Source organism: Variovorax sp. 10N412 (assembly GCF_056394985.1).
This window is the reverse complement of sequence record NZ_JBFTIO010000001.1, coordinates 117,959-133,434: the sequence shown is the minus strand read 5'-3', so window position 1 is coordinate 133,434 and position 15,476 is coordinate 117,959. Positions and strand designations below refer to the sequence as shown.

Here is a 15,476-nt window from a genome sequence, read left to right as displayed (position 1 = left end):
TCCGCGAGTAGTGAAGGGGTGACCAACCACCGTCATCATCATGACTTGTTGGTCGTCGGAAGCCTTCGATCATAACTTTTCGGCATGATGAAAGTCAAGACGCAAGGCGTATCGTCATGTCAGCCAGCTGCCAATGGCCCCGTCAGATGCGAGCTACTCGTATTGGCCGATACTCTGACCCGGCACCGCGCCCGCAGCGGCGCAACCTTTCATGATCCCGGAGCTTTTTTCCATGACGACTTCCCACAAGACCCGCGCCGAGCGTGACACCTTCGGCCCGATCGACGTTCCGGCCGACAAGCTGTGGGGCGCGCAAACGCAGCGCTCGCTGCAGAACTTCGACATCTCCGGCGAGCAGCAGCCGCGCGAGATCATCAAGGCGCTGGCCCAGGTCAAGCGCGCGTCCGCCGTGGTCAACCATGCGCTGGGCCTGCAGGACCAGAAGAAGACGAACGCCATCGTGGCGGCCGCCGACGAAGTCATTGCAGGCAAGCATCCGGGCGAGTTCCCGCTGGTGGTGTGGCAGACCGGCTCGGGCACGCAGACCAACATGAACGTCAACGAAGTGCTGGCCAACCGCGCGAGCGAAATTCTCGGCGGAGAGCGCGGGGAAGGGCGCCTCGTGCACCCGAACGACGACGTCAACCGCAGCCAGTCGAGCAACGACGTGTTCCCGACCGCCATGCACGTGGCCGCCGTGGAAGCCATCACGCACAAGCTGCTGCCCGCCATTGCCAAGCTGCGCGGCACGCTCGACCAGAAGGCGAAGGACTTCGCCGACATCGTGAAGATCGGCCGCACCCACCTGCAGGACGCCACGCCCCTCACGCTGGGCCAGGAGTTCTCGGGCTATGTGGCGCAACTGGCGCACGGCGAGGCGCATGTGCGCGCCGCGCTGCCGCACCTGAGCGAACTGGCACTGGGCGGCACGGCCGTCGGCACCGGGCTGAACGCGCCCAAGGGTTATGCGGAACAGGTGGCCGCCGAGCTGGCGAAGCTCACGGGCCTGCCCTTCATCACGGCGCCGAACAAGTTCGAGGCCATGGCCAGCGTCGATGCGCTGGTGCATGCCCACGGCGCGCTGAAGACGCTCGCGGCCAGCATGAACAAGATTGCCAACGACGTGCGCTGGCTCGCCAGCGGCCCGCGCAGCGGCATCGGCGAACTGAGCATTCCCGAGAACGAACCCGGCTCGTCGATCATGCCGGGCAAGGTCAACCCGACCCAGAGCGAAGCCGTCACGATGCTGGCCGCGCAGGTGTTCGGCAACGACGTGGCCATCAACATCGGCGGCGCTTCGGGCAACTTCGAGCTGAACGTGTTCCGCCCGATGGTGGCGCACAACTTCCTGCAGAGCGTGCGCCTCCTGGCCGACGGCATGGTGAGCTTCAACGACCACTGCGCCGTGGGCATCGAGCCGAACCGCGAACGCATCACGGAACTGGTGCAGCGCTCGCTGATGCTGGTGACGGCGCTGAACACGCACATCGGCTACGACAAGTCGGCCTACATCGCCAAGAAGGCGCACAAGGAAGGCACGAGCCTGCGTGAAGCGGCGATCGCCTCCGGGCACCTGACGGCCGAGCAGTTCGACCAGTGGGTGGTGCCGGAGAACATGACGGGCCGTTGATCCGGCCAACCCCATGACGCCATGAAAAAAGGACCCTCGCGGGTCCTTTTTTGTTGCGGTCGATCAGTACCCGATCGTGTAGCGCTGGCGCGGGTGCGCAGGCTTTTCCAGCTCGTCGATGAACGCGATCGCGTAGTCCTCGAAGGTGATCCAGCTGCGGCCTTCGGCGCTCACCAGCAGGTCGTCGGTGCCCAGGCGGAACTTGCCGGTGCGCTCGCCTTCGACGAATTCGGCGGAGGGCGACAGGAAGGTCCAGTCGAGCTCCTTCTCGTTGCGCAGCGCTTCCAGGAACACGCCGCCGGCCGAGGCTTCGGCGCGGTAGGCGTCGGGAAAGTTCGGCGTGTCGATCACCTTCAGGCCCGGCGCGGCGAACAGGCTGCCGGCGCCGCCGACCACCAGCAGGCGCTTCACGCCCGCGCGCTTGACCGGCTCGACGATGGCCGCGGGCGGCACGGTGGCGAAGTGCGCGGCGCTGAACACCGCGTCGTGGCCGGCCAGGGCTTTCTCGAGCGCGGGCGCGTCCAGCACGTCGACGTCGACGGCCTTCACGTTGGCGCGGCCAGCCAGCTTGGCGCTGGCCGTGCGGGCGATGGCCGTGACCGTGTGGCCCCGGCGCAGGGCTTCTTCGAGAAGGCGGCCGCCGGCGCGTCCGGTGGCGCCGATGATGGCGATGTGGCTCATGAGGGACTCCTGTCGAAAGACTGAAAGTGGATGGGATGAAGGTCATCTTAGGTTTCTGATTTCGAAAGAAAAACCTCGATTTGCGCGCTTGTTTATTTCTAAAATCGTTCGAATGGACCGACTGAATGCAATGCGGGTGTTCGTGAACGTGGTGGACGCGGGCAGCCTTTCGGCCGCGGCCGACAAGCTCGACATGTCCCGCCCCGTGGTCACACGCTATGTGGCCGAGCTGGAGCAATGGACCGGGGCTCGGCTGCTCCACCGCACCACGCGCCGCCTGAGCCTCACGGCGGCCGGCGCCGAACTGCTGCCGCGCTGCCGACAGGTGCTGGAACTCGCGCTCGACATGCAGGCCGCCGTGCGGCATCCGGCCGAGGCGCCGAGCGGGCAGTTGCGCATCACCACCAGCACCTCGTTCGCGCAGGCGCAGCTGGCCGATGCGGTGGCCGACTATGTGCGGCTGTATCCCGGCGTGGCGGTCGACCTGGTGCTGCTCGACCGCGCGGTGAACCTGGTGGACGAGCGCATCGACCTCGCCATCCGCGTTGCGGCGGAGATCGATCCGAACCTCATCGCGCGCCGGCTCACCGACTGCCGCTCGGTGGTGTGCGCCTCTCCGGGCTACCTGAAGGAGCACGGACAGCCGCTGCGTGTGGAAGAGCTGGCGCAGCGCAACTGCCTCACGCATTCGTACTTCGGGCGCAGCCTGTGGAACTTCACGCGCAAGCAGACCGGGGAGCCGGCCTCGGTGGCCGTGGGGGGCAATGTGTCGGCCAACGACGCGGCCAGCCTGATGTACCTGGCCCGTGCGGGCGCCGGTGTCGCGATGCTGCCGACCTACCTGGCGGCGCCCTTGCTGCAGGCGGGAGAACTGGTGCGGCTGTTCGCCGATTTCGAGCCGCAGGTGGTGGGCATGTACGCGGTGTATGCCTCGCGCAAGCACATGCCGGCCACCTTGCGCACCATGCTCGACTTTCTGGCCGAGCGCTTCACCGAGGTGCCGGCGTGGGACGTGCCGCGCGCCACCGCGGCCTAGGGCGCGCGGGCTTTTTCTGTCAGTGGGGCGCGCTGCCCTGGCTGGCGTTCGCAGTCATCAGCTTGTCCGTGTAGGCAATGGCGATGGCCGAGAACAGGAAGGTGATGTGGATCACCGTCTGTGCAATCAGCACGCGGTCGGTGTAGTTGTCCGCGTTGATGAAGGTCTTCAGCAGGTGAATGGAGCTGATGCCTATGATGGCGGTGGCCAGCTTCACCTTCAGCACCGACGCGTTCACGTGGCTCAGCCACTCGGGCTGGTCGCGGTGGCCTTCGAGGTTCATGCGGCTCACGAAGGTTTCATAGCCGCCCACGATCACCATGATCAGCAGGTTGGAGATCATGACCACGTCGATCAGTGCCAGCACCACCAGCATGATCACCGTCTCGTTGAGCGCAGCGACCGGCACGGTGGTCTTGTAGCCGATGCTGGTAATGAGGGCCTGCAGCGCCGTCTGGCTGCCGAACGCGGCCTCGACCAGGTGCAGCAGCTCGACCAGGAAGTGCACCACGTACACCGCCTGCGCCACGATCAGGCCCAGGTACAGGGGAAGCTGCAGCCAGCGGCTCGCAAAGATCAGCCGTGGCAACGGCCCCATCGGAAAGGTCCGGGGGGTGGGCGGGTTCCTGGGGTCGAAAGGGTCGGGAGCGGACATCGGCAGACCGGTGGTGGATGACCAAATATTCTAGGGGTGTCCCCAAGTCGCACTCGTGATAACCCTGCGAACTAACATCGGACCGTCAGTGACCCGTAAGTGCGGACGTCGACATTACGGCCGCAGCCATCCAGGAGACAAAAGACATGAGCAGCGCATCCAAGAACATTGAATCCGTCCTGGTCGAGAACCGCGTGTTCCCGCCCGACGCCCGCGCCACCCAGGGCGCACGCATCGCCAGCATGGCCGCCTACGACGCCCTGTGCAAGGAGGCCGAGCAAGACTTCGAAGGCTTCTGGACCCGCCTGGCCAAGGACAACCTGCACTGGACCCGGGCGTTCACCAGGACGCTGGACGAGTCGAAGGCCCCGTTCTACGAATGGTTCGGCGACGGCGAGCTCAACGCCAGCGCCAACTGCCTCGACAAGCACATCGGCACCCCGGTCGAGAACAAGACGGCCATCGTCTTCGAGGCGGACGACGGCACCGTCACCCACGTCACCTACAAGGAACTGCTGGCCCGCGTGAGCCAGTTCGCCAACGCGCTGAAGGCCGCGGGCATCCAGAAGGGCGACCGCGTCGTCATCTACATGCCGATGACGGTCGAGGGCGTCATCGCCATGCAGGCCTGCGCGCGCATCGGCGCCACCCACAGCGTGGTGTTCGGCGGCTTCTCGGCCAAGGCGCTGCAGGAACGCATCATCGATGCCGGCGCGGTGGCGGTCATCACGGCCAACTACCAGCTGCGCGGCGGCAAGGAACTGCCGCTCAAGGCGATCGTGGACGACGGCATCGCGCTGGGCGGCTGCGAGTCGATCAAGACCGTGTTCGTCTACGAGCGCACGCCCACCGCGTGGACGCGCGTCGAAGGCCGCGACAAGACCTTCGACGAAGCCCTGAAGGGCCAGAGCACCGAATGCGCGCCCGTGCCGGTGAACGCCGAGCACCCGCTGTTCATCCTCTACACCTCGGGGTCCACCGGCAAGCCCAAGGGCGTGCAGCATGCCACCGGCGGCTACCTGCTGTGGGCCAAGCTCACGATGGACTGGACCTTCGACATCCGCCCCGAAGACGTGTTCTGGTGCACGGCCGACATCGGCTGGATCACCGGCCACACCTACGTCGCCTATGGGCCGCTCGCGGCCGGCGCCACGCAGGTGGTGTTCGAGGGCATTCCCACCTTCCCGCACGCGGGCCGCTTCTGGCAGATGATCGAGAAGCACAAGGTGTCGGTGTTCTACACGGCGCCCACGGCGATCCGCTCGCTCATCAAGGCGGCCGAGGGCGACGAGAAGGTGCATCCGAAGAACTGGGACCTCACGAGCCTGCGCATCCTCGGTTCGGTCGGCGAGCCGATCAACCCGGAAGCCTGGATGTGGTACCACCGCAATATCGGCGGGGAGCGCTGCCCCATCGTCGACACCTTCTGGCAGACCGAGACCGGCGGCCACGTCATCACGCCGCTGCCGGGCGCCACGCCGCTGGTGCCGGGCTCGTGCACGCTGCCGCTGCCGGGCATCATGGCCGCCATCGTCGATGAAACTGGCAAGGACCTGCCCAACGGCGCGGGCGGCATGCTGGTCATCAAGCGGCCCTGGCCCTCGATGATCCGCACCATCTGGAACGACCCCGAGCGTTTCAAGAAGAGCTACTTCCCCGAGGAGATGGGCGGCACGATCTACCTGGCCGGCGACGGCGCGGTGCGCAGCGAAGACCGAGGCTACTTCCGCATCACCGGGCGCATCGACGACGTGCTCAACGTGTCGGGCCACCGGCTGGGCACGATGGAGATCGAATCGGCGCTGGTGTCGAAGACCGACCTCGTCGCCGAGGCCGCCGTGGTGGGCCGCCCCGACGACGTCACCGGCGAGGCGGTGTGCGCCTTCGTGGTGCTCAAGCGCGCACGCCCCACCGGCGAGGAGGCCAAGCAGATCGCCAACGAGCTGCGCGCCTGGGTGGCCAAGGAAATCGGCCCCATCGCCAAGCCCAAGGACATCCGCTTCGGCGACAACCTGCCCAAGACCCGCAGCGGCAAGATCATGCGGCGCCTGCTGCGCAGCATCGCCAAGGGCGAGGAGATCACGCAGGACACCTCGACGCTGGAAAACCCGGCCATCCTCGAACAGCTGTCCGAGCGGCTGTAGGACGTGGCCCTCTCTCCGGTCCGCGACGGCGGACCGGCCCTTTGCCTGAGGTAAAACCCATCGACAGGCCGTGCGCCTCGGCGCGCGCGGCAACCGCCGATGTGTTCGATCTTTCCGAAGGAGGCCCCCATGGGCGTGAGATCCGCTTTTCTTTTTGTGATCGTGCTGCTCATCGCGGCACTGGCGGCGCTGAACTGGGGCGCGTTGTCCACGCCCTCCGAGGTGTGGCTGGGCTTCATGACCGTGACGGCGCCGCTGGGGCTGATCATGCTGGGCCTCACCGTGGTGCTGGCCGCGTTCTTCCTGATCTATGTGCTGTACCTGCACAGCTCGGTCTTGATCGACACCAAGCGCCACACCAAGGAAATGCAGGTCCAGCGCGACCTGGCGGACAAGGCCGAGGCCTCGCGCTTCACCGAGTTGCGCAATTTCCTCGAAGCGCAGGAAAACAAGCACATGGGGCAGAACGCCGACCGGCAGACCGCGTTGCTGGCACGCCTGGACCAGCTCGAAACCGCGGTGCGGCTGCGCTCGGACCAGACCGACAACACGGTAGCGGCGCACATCGGGCAGCTCGAGGACCGCATCGAGCGCCGGCCCATGCCGTTGGACATCAACCCGCAGGCGTGACGCCTGCCGGGGTACTTACTTCGTAGACAGCACCCAGGCCGCGAGCTTCTTGGCGTCGGCTTCGCTGACCTGGTTGTTCGCGGGCATCGGCACCGGTCCCCACACGCCGGAGCCGCCCTTCATGATCTTGCTGGCAAGGGCGTCTACGGCGCCCTTGTCGTCCTTGTACTTGGCGGCCACGTCCTTGAACGACGGGCCGAGCACCTTGCGCTCGACCGCATGGCAGCTCATGCAGTTCTTCGACGTTGCCAGGGCCAGGTCGGCCAGCGCGGGCGCGGCGAGTGCTGCAAGGCCGAGGCCCAGGGCTGCCGACAACAAGACTCTTTTCATGGGGACCTATTTGTTAAGTGCTGGGTTACATTCGTCTCAACGCGATTGTAGGTAGCGCCGTGCACGGCCTCCGGATGCGTTGCCAATACAACCCGGAGGGATTCGCGATGTGGTTTCTGGCATTGGGCCTGCTTGGCATAGGCCTCAAGTATTTCGAAGTGGGCATGGTCGCCGGCTGGAGCTGGTGGATCGTGCTGTCGCCGTTCGCCATGGCGCTCGCGTGGTGGGCCTGGGCCGATTCGTCGGGCTACACCAAGCGCAAGATCATGGAGCGCGAAGAGCGGCGCAAGCAGGACCGCATCGACCGCCAGAAGACCAACATGGGCATAAAGACCAGCAACGGGCAACGCCGCAGGTAGGGCTCGCTCCCAGGCTCCCAGGCTGCGCGGCACTTTCGTGTCCGCTTCGCCTTCCCCCTGCCGGGCGAAACACCTGAGGCCCGGCGGAGCCGGTTCCTCGGTGTTTCACGCCATACCTTGCCTTGGTCAGAACTTGTCGAGCACCGCGCCCGAGCTTGCGCTCGAGGCGTTGAAAGCGAACTTGGCCTGCACGCCGCGCGTGTAGCGCGGGGCGGGGGCCTTCCAGCCTTCGCGGCGCTTGGCGATCTCGGCTTCGGGCACGTTCAGTTCGAGCTTGAGTTCGTGCGCGTCGATGGTGATCGAGTCGCCTTCGTTCACGAAGGCGATGGTGCCGCCGGCCGCGGCCTCGGGCGCCACGTGGCCCACCACCATGCCCCAGGTACCGCCCGAAAAACGGCCGTCGGTGATCAACCCCACGCTTTCGCCCAGGCCCGCGCCGATGAGCGCACCCGTGGGCGCCAGCATTTCCGGCATGCCCGGTCCGCCCTTGGGGCCGAGGTAGCGCAGCACCATCACGTCGCCGGCCACGATCTTGCCGGCCAGGATGGCCTGCAGTGCCGACTGCTCGTCGTCGAACACGCGGGCCGGGCCGGTGATGACCGGGTTCTTCAGGCCCGTGATCTTGGCGACCGCGCCTTCGGGCGAGAGGTTGCCCTTCAGGATGGCCAGGTGGCCTTCGGCGTACATGGGCTTGTCGATGGGGCGGATCACGTCCTGGTCGGCGCGCGGAACGTCGGGCACGTCCTTCAGCACTTCCTCGATGGTCTGGCCGCTGATGGTGATGCAGTCGCCGTGCAGCAGGCCGGCCTTCAGCAGCACCTTCATCACTTGCGGAATGCCGCCGGCCTGGTGCAGGTCGACCGCGAGGTACTTGCCCGAGGGCTTCAGGTCGCACAGCACCGGCACCTTCTTGCGCATGCGCTCGAAGTCGTCGATGGTCCACTCGACCTCGGCCGCGTGTGCGATCGCCAGGAAGTGCAGCACCGCGTTGGTCGAGCCGCCCGTGGCCATGATCACGGCCACTGCGTTCTCGATGGCCTTCTTGGTCACGATGTCGCGCGGCTTCAGGTCCTTCTTGATGGCCTCGATCAGCACCTTGGCCGATTCCTTGGCCGAGTTGGCCTTCTCGTCATGCGGATTCGCCATGGTGGACGAGTAGGGCAGCGAGATGCCCAGCGCCTCGAACGCGCTGGACATGGTGTTGGCCGTGTACATGCCGCCGCAGGAGCCGGTGCCGGGAATGGCGCGCTTCTCGATCTCGTGCAGGTCTTCGTCGCTCATGTTGCCGGCGGCGTTCTGGCCCACGGCCTCGAACACGCTCACGATGTTCAGGTCCTGCCCCTTGTAGCGGCCCGGCAGGATGGTGCCGCCGTACACGTAGATGGCCGGCACGTTGGCGCGCAGCATGCCCATGAGGCCGCCGGGCATGTTCTTGTCGCAGCCGCCGACCACCAGCACGCCGTCCATCCACTGGCCGCCCACGCAGGTCTCGATGCAGTCCGAGATGACTTCGCGGCTCACCAGCGAGTACTTCATGCCTTCGGTGCCCATGGCCATGCCGTCGGAGATGGTGGGGGTGCCGAACACCTGCGCGTTGCCGCCAGCTTCCTCGATGCCCTGGATGGCCGCGTCGGCCAGCTTCTGCAGGCCCGAGTTGCACGGCGTGATGGTGCTGTGGCCGTTGGCGACGCCGACCATCGGCTTCTTGAAGTCGCTTTCCTCGTAGCCCATGGCATAGAACATGGAGCGGTTGGGCGCGCGGCTCTTGCCTTCGACGATGTTGGCGCTGCGGCGGTTGATCTGGATTGGCTTGGTGTCCATGGTGTCTCTTCTATCGTGGGGAGATCGGGGGACCCAAGTATCGGACTTCTGATTGATTGCTTCCAATCCATTTTTCAGCACGCATTGATATGCTTGGCGTATGAATGAAGTCCTGATCGACCTGCGCGCCTGGCGCCAGTTCGTCGCCGTGGCCGAGGAACTGCACTTCGGCCGCGCCGCGCTGCGGCTGCACATGACGCAACCGCCGGTGACGCAGGCCATCGCCCAGCTGGAGAAGACGCTGGGCGTGGTGCTGTTCGACCGCACCCGAAGACGCGTGGCGCTCACGCCGGCCGGCGAGGCGCTGCTGCCCGACGTGCGCGAGCTGCTGGCGCGCGCGCAGGCGCTGCCGGCCCGGGCGCGCGCGGCGGCGGCGGGGCAGGTGGGGCGCGTGCGCATCGCCTTCGTCTCCACGGTCGGCTTCGAGCAGTTGCCGGCGTGGGTGCGCGAATTCCGCGTGCTGTGCCCGGAGGTGGCGCTCGAGCTGGTCGAGGCCACCGGCGACGTGCAGCTCGAAGCCTTCGCGCGCGGCGAGATCGATGCCGGCCTGATGCTGCATTCGCCGGGCGCCGCGCCGCCGGGGCTCGCGCGGCTGGCCGTGTCGCAGGAGCCGCTGGTGCTGGCGCTGCCCGAGCGGCATGCGCTGGCGCGCACACCGGCGCTGCGGCTGGCCGATGTGCTGGCCGAGCCGCTGGTGATGTTTCCGCGCCGCATCGTGCCCTCGCTGCACGACGCGATCTTCGACCTGTACCACGCCGCCGGCCGCGCGCCGTTGCTCGGACAGGAGGCGATCCAGATGCAGACCATCGTCAACCTCGTCTCGGGCGGCATCGGCGTGGCCTGGGTGCCCGAGAGCGTCACGCAGTTCCGGCGCGCGGGTGTGGTGTACCGGCGAGCAGACGAGTTCGCGCCGGTCGGGCGGCGCCGCAGCCCGCCGGTGCTGCCGGCCTGCGAGACCAGCCTGGTGTGGCCGGAGGAAGCCGCCAACCCGGCACTGGCGCGCTTCGTGGCCTTCGTGCGCGAGCGCGGACGCGAAGACAGCAATAAACCCGAGCACTGAAGGACTTTTTTGCGGAACACCGTGGAACCGGCTTCGCCGGGCCGCGGGTGTTGCCCCCGTAAGGCGGAAGGCGAAGCGACACGAAGTGCGCGAAGCCTGGGGGTGAGCCAATTGCCCGGGCACAATCGTGCGCATGCTCATGTATCCCCAGATCAACCCCATCGCCCTGCAATTGGGGCCGGTGGCCATCCACTGGTACGGCCTGACCTACCTGGCAGCCTTTGCGCTGTTCTACTTCCTCGGCACGCGACGGCTGCGCCATGAGCCGTACCGCTCGCTGGTCGGCGCGGGCGCCTGGCAGCGCAAGGACATCGAGGACATTCTTTTTCTCGGCGTGATGGGCGTGATCGTCGGTGGTCGGCTGGGCTATTGCCTGTTCTACAAGCCCGAGTTCTACCTCACGCATCCGCTCGAAATTCTCTACGTGTGGCAGGGCGGCATGAGCTTCCATGGCGGGTTGCTCGGCGTGATCGGCGCCATGGTCTGGTTCTCGCATTCGCGTGTGCGGCCGTTCTGGCAGGTGATGGATTTCGTCGCGCCCTGCGTGCCGACCGGACTTGCAGCGGGCCGCGTGGGCAACTTCATCAACGGCGAACTCTGGGGCCGCTTCAGCAGCCCCGACCTGCCCTGGGGCATGGTGTTCCCGCAAAGCGGCTCGATGCTGCCGCGCCATCCGTCGCAGGTGTACCAGTTCCTGCTCGAAGGGCTGCTGCTCTTCGCGGTGATGTGGCTCTACGCGCGCAAGGAGCGCAAGCAAGGTCAGGTGGCCGCGGTGTTCCTCATCGGCTACGGCGTGCTGCGTTTCGTGGCCGAGTACTTCCGCGAGCCCGACGACTTCCTCGGCCTGCGCGCGCTCAGCCTGAGCCAGGGCCAGTGGCTCAGCGTGCCGATGGTCGTTGCCGGCATCGCACTGTGGTTCTGGTTCGGCCGCGCGGGCACCAGGACGGCCGCCGCGCGCGCTTGAGCCCTAAGTTCGCAGGGTAAGTCCCAGCCGCGCACGGGGTGCGCGGCCTTGCGCCCGATTTGATGCGAGCCCAGAATTACGCGTAATTACAGGAAATTACGCGGTCCGATTCCAAGGTTCTGCGTTCTGACGATTCCCATGCGCCTGGTCCCCAACTCCCTGCACGACGAAGTCGCCGCCACGCTGCGCGAGCAGATCTTCGCGGGCACCCTCGCGCCCGGCAGCTTCGTGGACGAGGCGGCCCTGTGCGAGCGCCTGTCCATCTCGCGCACGCCGCTGCGCGAAGCGCTCAAGGTGCTCACCGCCGAAGGCCTGCTGCGGCACGAGCCGCGCCGCGGCTGCTTCGTGAACGAGGTGACCGAGCGCGACCTCGACGAGATCTTTCCCGTCATCGCGCTGCTCGAGGGCCGCTGCGCCTACGAGGCGGCCCGCAACGCCAGCGACGCCGAACTGCACGAGCTCGACGCGTTGCACGAACGGCTGGTGCGCCACGCCAAGGCACGGCGCATCAACGACTACTACGCCACCAACCACATCATTCACGAGGCGATCATCCAGCTGGCCGACAACAAGTGGCTGGCCCAGGTGATCGGCGACCTGCGAAAGATATTGAAGCTCGCGCGGCTGCAGCAGCTGCATGCGCCGGGGCGGCTCGACCAGAGCCTGTCGGAGCACCTGGCCGTGTTCGCGGCGCTCAAGGCGCGCGACAGCGAAGGTGCCGATGCCGCCATGCGCACGCACATGACGCGCCAGCGCGAGGCGCTGCGCGAAGTCATGCGCCAACAGAAATCCAGGGTGATGCCGTGACGGCCCCCGCCCACATGGGAGTGTCCCGATGAGTGCGACCGAATGGTTCCAGGCGCGGCTGCGTTCTGGCGACAACGCCAAGGTGCCCGTGGCGCCCGAAACCGCCGCGAAGAGCGCACCGAAGAATACGCCCAAGCCCAGCGCGCGCTCCACCGCCGAGCGCCTGCAGGTCACCCTGCGCAAGGCCGACGAGGCCCTGTCGCCGCGCGCCTTGCGCCGTGTGCTGGCCGAGCTGCAGGCCGTGATCGACCCGCGCGTGAGCGAGGTCGAAGGCGGCCGGCGGGCCCACGCCATTGCCGAGGCGTACCGCGCCGCCCCGGTCGAGGAGCGCCGCGACTACTGGGCATTGATGAGCGAGCATTTCGCCGCCGACGCACAAAAGCTCAAGACCGCCCGCGACCAGCACCAGAGCGCTGTCGGCACGCCTGACGAGGGACAAGCCGAATTGCGCCTGCGCCGCGCGCTGGTGTCGCCGCGCATGCGCCTGCTGCAGCGCTTCGCGGTCGAGCCCGAGGGCATGCGCTTCCTGGTCGACCTGCGCGCCGACCTGCTGCCCAACCTGAAGGCCGACAAGCGCCTGCTCTCGCTCGATGCCGAGCTGGAACACCTTTTCTCCACCTGGTTCGACGTCGCCTTCCTCGAGCTGCGCCGCATCGACTGGGATTCACCGGCCTCGCTCATCGAGAAGCTCATCCGCTACGAGGCGGTGCACGACATCAAGAGCTGGTCCGACGTGAAGAACCGGCTCGACGACAGCGACCGCCGCTGCTACGGCTTCTTTCATCCGCGCCTGCCGAACGAGCCGCTGATCTTCGTGGAGGTGGCGCTGGTCGACCGCATCAGCGAGGGCATCACGCCGCTGCTCGACGAGGCTGCCGCGCCGGTGCTGCCCGCCAAGGCCACCACCGCGATCTTCTATTCCATCAGCAACACGCAGAACGGCCTGCGCGGCGTGAGCTTCGGCGACTCGCTCATCAAGCGCGTTGTCGAGACGCTGCAGGAGGAGTTGCCGCGCCTCAAGAGCTTTGCCACGCTGTCGCCGATTCCGGGTTTTCGCACCTGGCTCGCGAAGAACGCGGCCGAGCTGCTGCCGCGCCTGGACGAGAAGCGCGAGGCCGAAATCGGCCGCCTCATCGGCTCGCTGCCGCCCACCGCCGAACGCCTGCTCGCGGCCGTGGACGCGGCCGCCACCTTCGACACCAGGTCGCCGCTGCGCCAGTGGCTGATGCAGGCCGCCGCCGAGTACCTCGGCCGAGCGCTGGTCGACGGCACGCCGGCCGATCCGGTCGCACGCTTCCACCTGGGCAATGGCGCCCGCGTGGAGCGCCTGAACTGGGCGGGCGACCCATCGCCCAAGGGGCACAAGCAGTCTTACGGGCTCATGGTCAACTACCTCTATGACCTCAAGCGCCTGGACAAACACCGCACCTGGCTGGCCGACGGCAAGGTCGCTGTATCGGGAGACATCGAAAGCCTGTACTTCAAGAAAGGCTGATGTTGTTCGCAGGCCGGAAGCAGTGCGACTGCGCGCCGGTGACCGAGTCAAGTAGCCGCACGGGGCGGCAGAATCCACAACGACAGGAGATGAGACAAATGAACCCAGGTTTTCAACGCCGCGACATCTTGCGCGTGGCCGCCGCCGGCGCGGCCGTTCTGAGCGGTGCCGCGCGCGCCCAGCAAAGCTGGCCGACCAAGCCGGTGACGATGGTCGTGCCGTTCCCGGCCGGCGGCGGCACCGACGCCTTCGCGCGGCCGCTCTCGGGCCAGTTCTCGCGGCTGACGAACCAGTCGCTCATCATCGACAACCGCGGCGGCGCGGGCGGCACGCTGGGGGCGAGCATTGCCGCGAAGGCGCCCGCCGACGGCTACTCGCTGTTCATGGGTGCGGTGCACCACGCCATTGCGCCGTCGGTCTACCCCCGGCTCGACTACGACATCGAGAAAGACTTCGTGCCGCTGATGCTGCTGGCCAACGTGCCGCAGGTGGTGGTGGTCAACCCGCGCCGCGTGCAGGCCACGACCATCAAGGAGTTCATCGCACTGGCCAAGGCCAACCCCGGCAAGCTGAACTACGGCTCGGCCGGCGCGGGCACCTCGCACCACCTGGCGGGCGAACTGTTCAAGCTGCAGACCGGCACCTTCATCACCCACATTCCCTACCGCGGCGCGGGCCCGGCGCTGGCCGACCTGATCTCCGGCAACGTCGACCTGATGTTCGACGGCCTCGGCTCCTCGGCCCAGTACATCAAGAGCGGTCGCATCAAGGCGCTGATGGTGGCCGGCGCCAAGCGCAACCCCGCATTCCCCGATGTGCCGTGCGCCGCCGAGGTCGGCCTGCCCGACTACACCGTGACCACCTGGTACGGCCTGTGGGCGCCGAAGCGCACGCCGGCCGACGTGCAGCCGCAGATCATCGACGAGATGAAGAAGATTCTTGCGGCCGACGACATCAAGAACATCTGGGCCCAGAACGGCTCGGAAATCCCGACGCTCACCGGCGCTGCCTACGGCAGTTTCGTGAGCGCCGAAATCAAGCGCTGGGCCACGGTGGTGAAGGCCTCGGGCGCGAAGATCGAATGACGCCTGGCAGCCACATCTCGTGGCGCCGGGAGGGCGCCGTTGCAGTCGTCATGCTGTCGAACGCGGGGCGCCTCAACGCCATGACGCGCGCCATGTGGCGTGAGTTGCGTGCGGTGTTCGAGGGACTGCGCAACGACGACGCGGGTTTGCGCTGCGTCGTGGTGCGCGGCGAGGGCGGCGCCTTCTGCGCGGGCGGCGACATTTCCGAGTACCCGTCGTTCCGCTTCGAAGAGCCCAGCCTGCGCGAGTTCCACGAGAACGAGGTATGGGCCGCGCTGCAGGCGATGCTCGACTGCCCGCTGCCCCTGATCGCGCAGATCGAGGGTGCCTGCATGGGCGCGGGCATCGAGATTGCGAGCTGCTGCGACATCCGCCTGGCCGGAGCGTCCGCCAAGTTCGGTGCGCCCATTGCCAAGCTGGGATTCCCGATGGCGCCGCGCGAAGCGGCGCTGGTGCATGGCGCCATCGGCGACGTGCTCGCGCGCGACATGCTGCTGGCCGCCGGCGTGCACGGCGCGCAGCGCCTGTACGACGCGGGCTTCCTGCTGACGGTGCTGCCCGACGACGAAGTGGCCGCCGCCGTGCAGGCGCACGCAGCGCGCATCGCCGCACTGGCGCCGCAGACGGCGCGGCTGCACAAGAAGACCTTCGCCGCCCTGAGGGCCGGCGCCCCCTCGGCCCACAGCCTGCTGGCCACCGCCTACGACTACGCCGACTCCGCCGAGCACCGCGAGGGCATTGCCGCCTTCCTTGCCAAGCGCACCCCGAATTTCTGAAGG

General features: G+C 67.2%; 15 protein-coding genes. 11 read left to right on the top strand and 4 right to left on the bottom strand.

Annotated elements, in window-relative coordinates:
* The first annotated feature begins 232 nt into the window (after positions 1–232).
* Positions 233–1,630 (top strand): class II fumarate hydratase, encoded by a 1,398-nt coding sequence (fumC, locus tag AC1DJH_RS00645; RefSeq protein ID WP_472119560.1) that lies wholly within the window; start codon positions 233–235, stop codon positions 1,628–1,630.
* A 63-nt stretch (positions 1,631–1,693) separates the two neighbouring features.
* On the opposite strand, the gene AC1DJH_RS00640 is transcribed toward fumC, so the two are convergent.
* Positions 1,694–2,311 (bottom strand): NAD(P)-dependent oxidoreductase, encoded by a 618-nt coding sequence (locus AC1DJH_RS00640; RefSeq protein ID WP_478184352.1) that lies wholly within the window; start codon positions 2,309–2,311, stop codon positions 1,694–1,696.
* Positions 2,312–2,423: 112 nt separating this feature from the next.
* Between AC1DJH_RS00640 and AC1DJH_RS00635 the strand changes: the two genes are divergently transcribed.
* Positions 2,424–3,347, top strand: coding sequence for a LysR family transcriptional regulator (locus AC1DJH_RS00635; RefSeq protein WP_478184351.1), 924 nt, complete (start codon positions 2,424–2,426; stop codon positions 3,345–3,347).
* 19 nt (positions 3,348–3,366) lie between these two features.
* On the opposite strand, the gene AC1DJH_RS00630 is transcribed toward AC1DJH_RS00635, so the two are convergent.
* Complete coding sequence (locus tag AC1DJH_RS00630; protein WP_435435894.1) at positions 3,367–4,002, bottom strand: YqhA family protein; 636 nt, start codon at positions 4,000–4,002, stop codon at positions 3,367–3,369.
* Positions 4,003–4,148: 146 nt separating this feature from the next.
* Here AC1DJH_RS00630 and acs point away from each other — a divergent pair, with 146 nt between their 5' ends.
* Together acs and AC1DJH_RS00620 are read left to right on the top strand one after the other, a co-directional pair.
* Positions 4,149–6,146 carry an acetate--CoA ligase gene (gene acs / locus AC1DJH_RS00625; protein ID WP_478184350.1) on the top strand — a complete coding sequence of 666 codons (1,998 nt, stop codon included), beginning with the start codon at positions 4,149–4,151 and terminating at the stop codon, positions 6,144–6,146.
* Between the two features lie 129 nt (positions 6,147–6,275).
* A complete protein-coding gene (locus AC1DJH_RS00620; protein ID WP_478184349.1) occupies positions 6,276–6,776 on the top strand; it encodes a LapA family protein in 501 nt (166 codons plus the stop codon).
* Between the two features lie 15 nt (positions 6,777–6,791).
* Here the strand turns inward: AC1DJH_RS00620 and AC1DJH_RS00615 are convergent, their stop codons facing one another.
* Entirely contained in the window at positions 6,792–7,106 is a 315-nt protein-coding gene (locus tag AC1DJH_RS00615) for a c-type cytochrome (RefSeq protein ID WP_435435897.1), read from the bottom strand.
* A 107-nt stretch (positions 7,107–7,213) separates the two neighbouring features.
* Here AC1DJH_RS00615 and AC1DJH_RS00610 point away from each other — a divergent pair, with 107 nt between their 5' ends.
* Complete coding sequence (locus AC1DJH_RS00610; RefSeq protein ID WP_478184348.1) at positions 7,214–7,465, top strand: TIGR04438 family Trp-rich protein; 252 nt, start codon at positions 7,214–7,216, stop codon at positions 7,463–7,465.
* A gap of 126 nt (positions 7,466–7,591) precedes the next feature.
* On the opposite strand, the gene ilvD is transcribed toward AC1DJH_RS00610, so the two are convergent.
* Complete coding sequence (ilvD, locus tag AC1DJH_RS00605) at positions 7,592–9,286, bottom strand: dihydroxy-acid dehydratase (protein WP_478184347.1); 1,695 nt, start codon at positions 9,284–9,286, stop codon at positions 7,592–7,594.
* 100 nt (positions 9,287–9,386) lie between these two features.
* Between ilvD and AC1DJH_RS00600 the strand changes: the two genes are divergently transcribed.
* The 6 genes from AC1DJH_RS00600 to AC1DJH_RS00575 all read left to right on the top strand — a co-directional run bounded on the left by AC1DJH_RS00600 (position 9,387) and on the right by AC1DJH_RS00575 (position 15,473).
* A complete protein-coding gene (locus AC1DJH_RS00600) occupies positions 9,387–10,346 on the top strand; it encodes a LysR family transcriptional regulator (RefSeq protein ID WP_478184346.1) in 960 nt (319 codons plus the stop codon).
* A gap of 133 nt (positions 10,347–10,479) precedes the next feature.
* Positions 10,480–11,310: a prolipoprotein diacylglyceryl transferase gene (gene lgt / locus AC1DJH_RS00595; RefSeq protein WP_478184345.1), complete on the top strand. Its 831-nt coding sequence runs from the start codon at positions 10,480–10,482 to the stop codon at positions 11,308–11,310.
* Positions 11,311–11,448: 138 nt separating this feature from the next.
* The gene (locus tag AC1DJH_RS00590) at positions 11,449–12,117 is read left to right on the top strand and encodes a GntR family transcriptional regulator (RefSeq protein ID WP_435435905.1); all 669 of its coding nucleotides are present in this window, start codon (positions 11,449–11,451) and stop codon (positions 12,115–12,117) included.
* A 28-nt stretch (positions 12,118–12,145) separates the two neighbouring features.
* Complete coding sequence (locus AC1DJH_RS00585) at positions 12,146–13,612, top strand: malonyl-CoA decarboxylase (protein ID WP_478184344.1); 1,467 nt, start codon at positions 12,146–12,148, stop codon at positions 13,610–13,612.
* Positions 13,613–13,710: 98 nt separating this feature from the next.
* A complete protein-coding gene (locus AC1DJH_RS00580; protein WP_435435907.1) occupies positions 13,711–14,697 on the top strand; it encodes a Bug family tripartite tricarboxylate transporter substrate binding protein in 987 nt (328 codons plus the stop codon).
* Positions 14,694–15,473, top strand: coding sequence for an enoyl-CoA hydratase/isomerase family protein (locus tag AC1DJH_RS00575; protein WP_478184343.1), 780 nt, complete (start codon positions 14,694–14,696; stop codon positions 15,471–15,473). Before AC1DJH_RS00580 ends, AC1DJH_RS00575 begins: the two co-directional genes overlap by 4 nt.
* Positions 15,474–15,476 lie beyond the last annotated feature (3 nt).

Bases quoted from the DNA above. Each gene is read 5' to 3' on its own strand.
- AC1DJH_RS00590 (WP_435435905.1), top strand. From the start codon at position 11,449: ATGCGCCTGGTCCCCAACTCCCTGCACGACGAAGTCGCCGCCACGCTG.
- AC1DJH_RS00615 (WP_435435897.1), bottom strand. From the start codon at position 7,106: ATGAAAAGAGTCTTGTTGTCGGCAGCCCTGGGCCTCGGCCTTGCAGCA.
- ilvD (WP_478184347.1), bottom strand. From the start codon at position 9,286: ATGGACACCAAGCCAATCCAGATCAACCGCCGCAGCGCCAACATCGTC.
- AC1DJH_RS00575 (WP_478184343.1), top strand. From the start codon at position 14,694: ATGACGCCTGGCAGCCACATCTCGTGGCGCCGGGAGGGCGCCGTTGCA.
- AC1DJH_RS00610 (WP_478184348.1), top strand. From the start codon at position 7,214: ATGTGGTTTCTGGCATTGGGCCTGCTTGGCATAGGCCTCAAGTATTTC.
- acs (WP_478184350.1), top strand. From the start codon at position 4,149: ATGAGCAGCGCATCCAAGAACATTGAATCCGTCCTGGTCGAGAACCGC.
- AC1DJH_RS00620 (WP_478184349.1), top strand. From the start codon at position 6,276: ATGGGCGTGAGATCCGCTTTTCTTTTTGTGATCGTGCTGCTCATCGCG.
- AC1DJH_RS00580 (WP_435435907.1), top strand. From the start codon at position 13,711: ATGAACCCAGGTTTTCAACGCCGCGACATCTTGCGCGTGGCCGCCGCC.
- lgt (WP_478184345.1), top strand. From the start codon at position 10,480: ATGCTCATGTATCCCCAGATCAACCCCATCGCCCTGCAATTGGGGCCG.
- AC1DJH_RS00635 (WP_478184351.1), top strand. From the start codon at position 2,424: ATGGACCGACTGAATGCAATGCGGGTGTTCGTGAACGTGGTGGACGCG.
- AC1DJH_RS00630 (WP_435435894.1), bottom strand. From the start codon at position 4,002: ATGTCCGCTCCCGACCCTTTCGACCCCAGGAACCCGCCCACCCCCCGG.
- AC1DJH_RS00640 (WP_478184352.1), bottom strand. From the start codon at position 2,311: ATGAGCCACATCGCCATCATCGGCGCCACCGGACGCGCCGGCGGCCGC.
- fumC (WP_472119560.1), top strand. From the start codon at position 233: ATGACGACTTCCCACAAGACCCGCGCCGAGCGTGACACCTTCGGCCCG.
- AC1DJH_RS00600 (WP_478184346.1), top strand. From the start codon at position 9,387: ATGAATGAAGTCCTGATCGACCTGCGCGCCTGGCGCCAGTTCGTCGCC.
- AC1DJH_RS00585 (WP_478184344.1), top strand. From the start codon at position 12,146: ATGAGTGCGACCGAATGGTTCCAGGCGCGGCTGCGTTCTGGCGACAAC.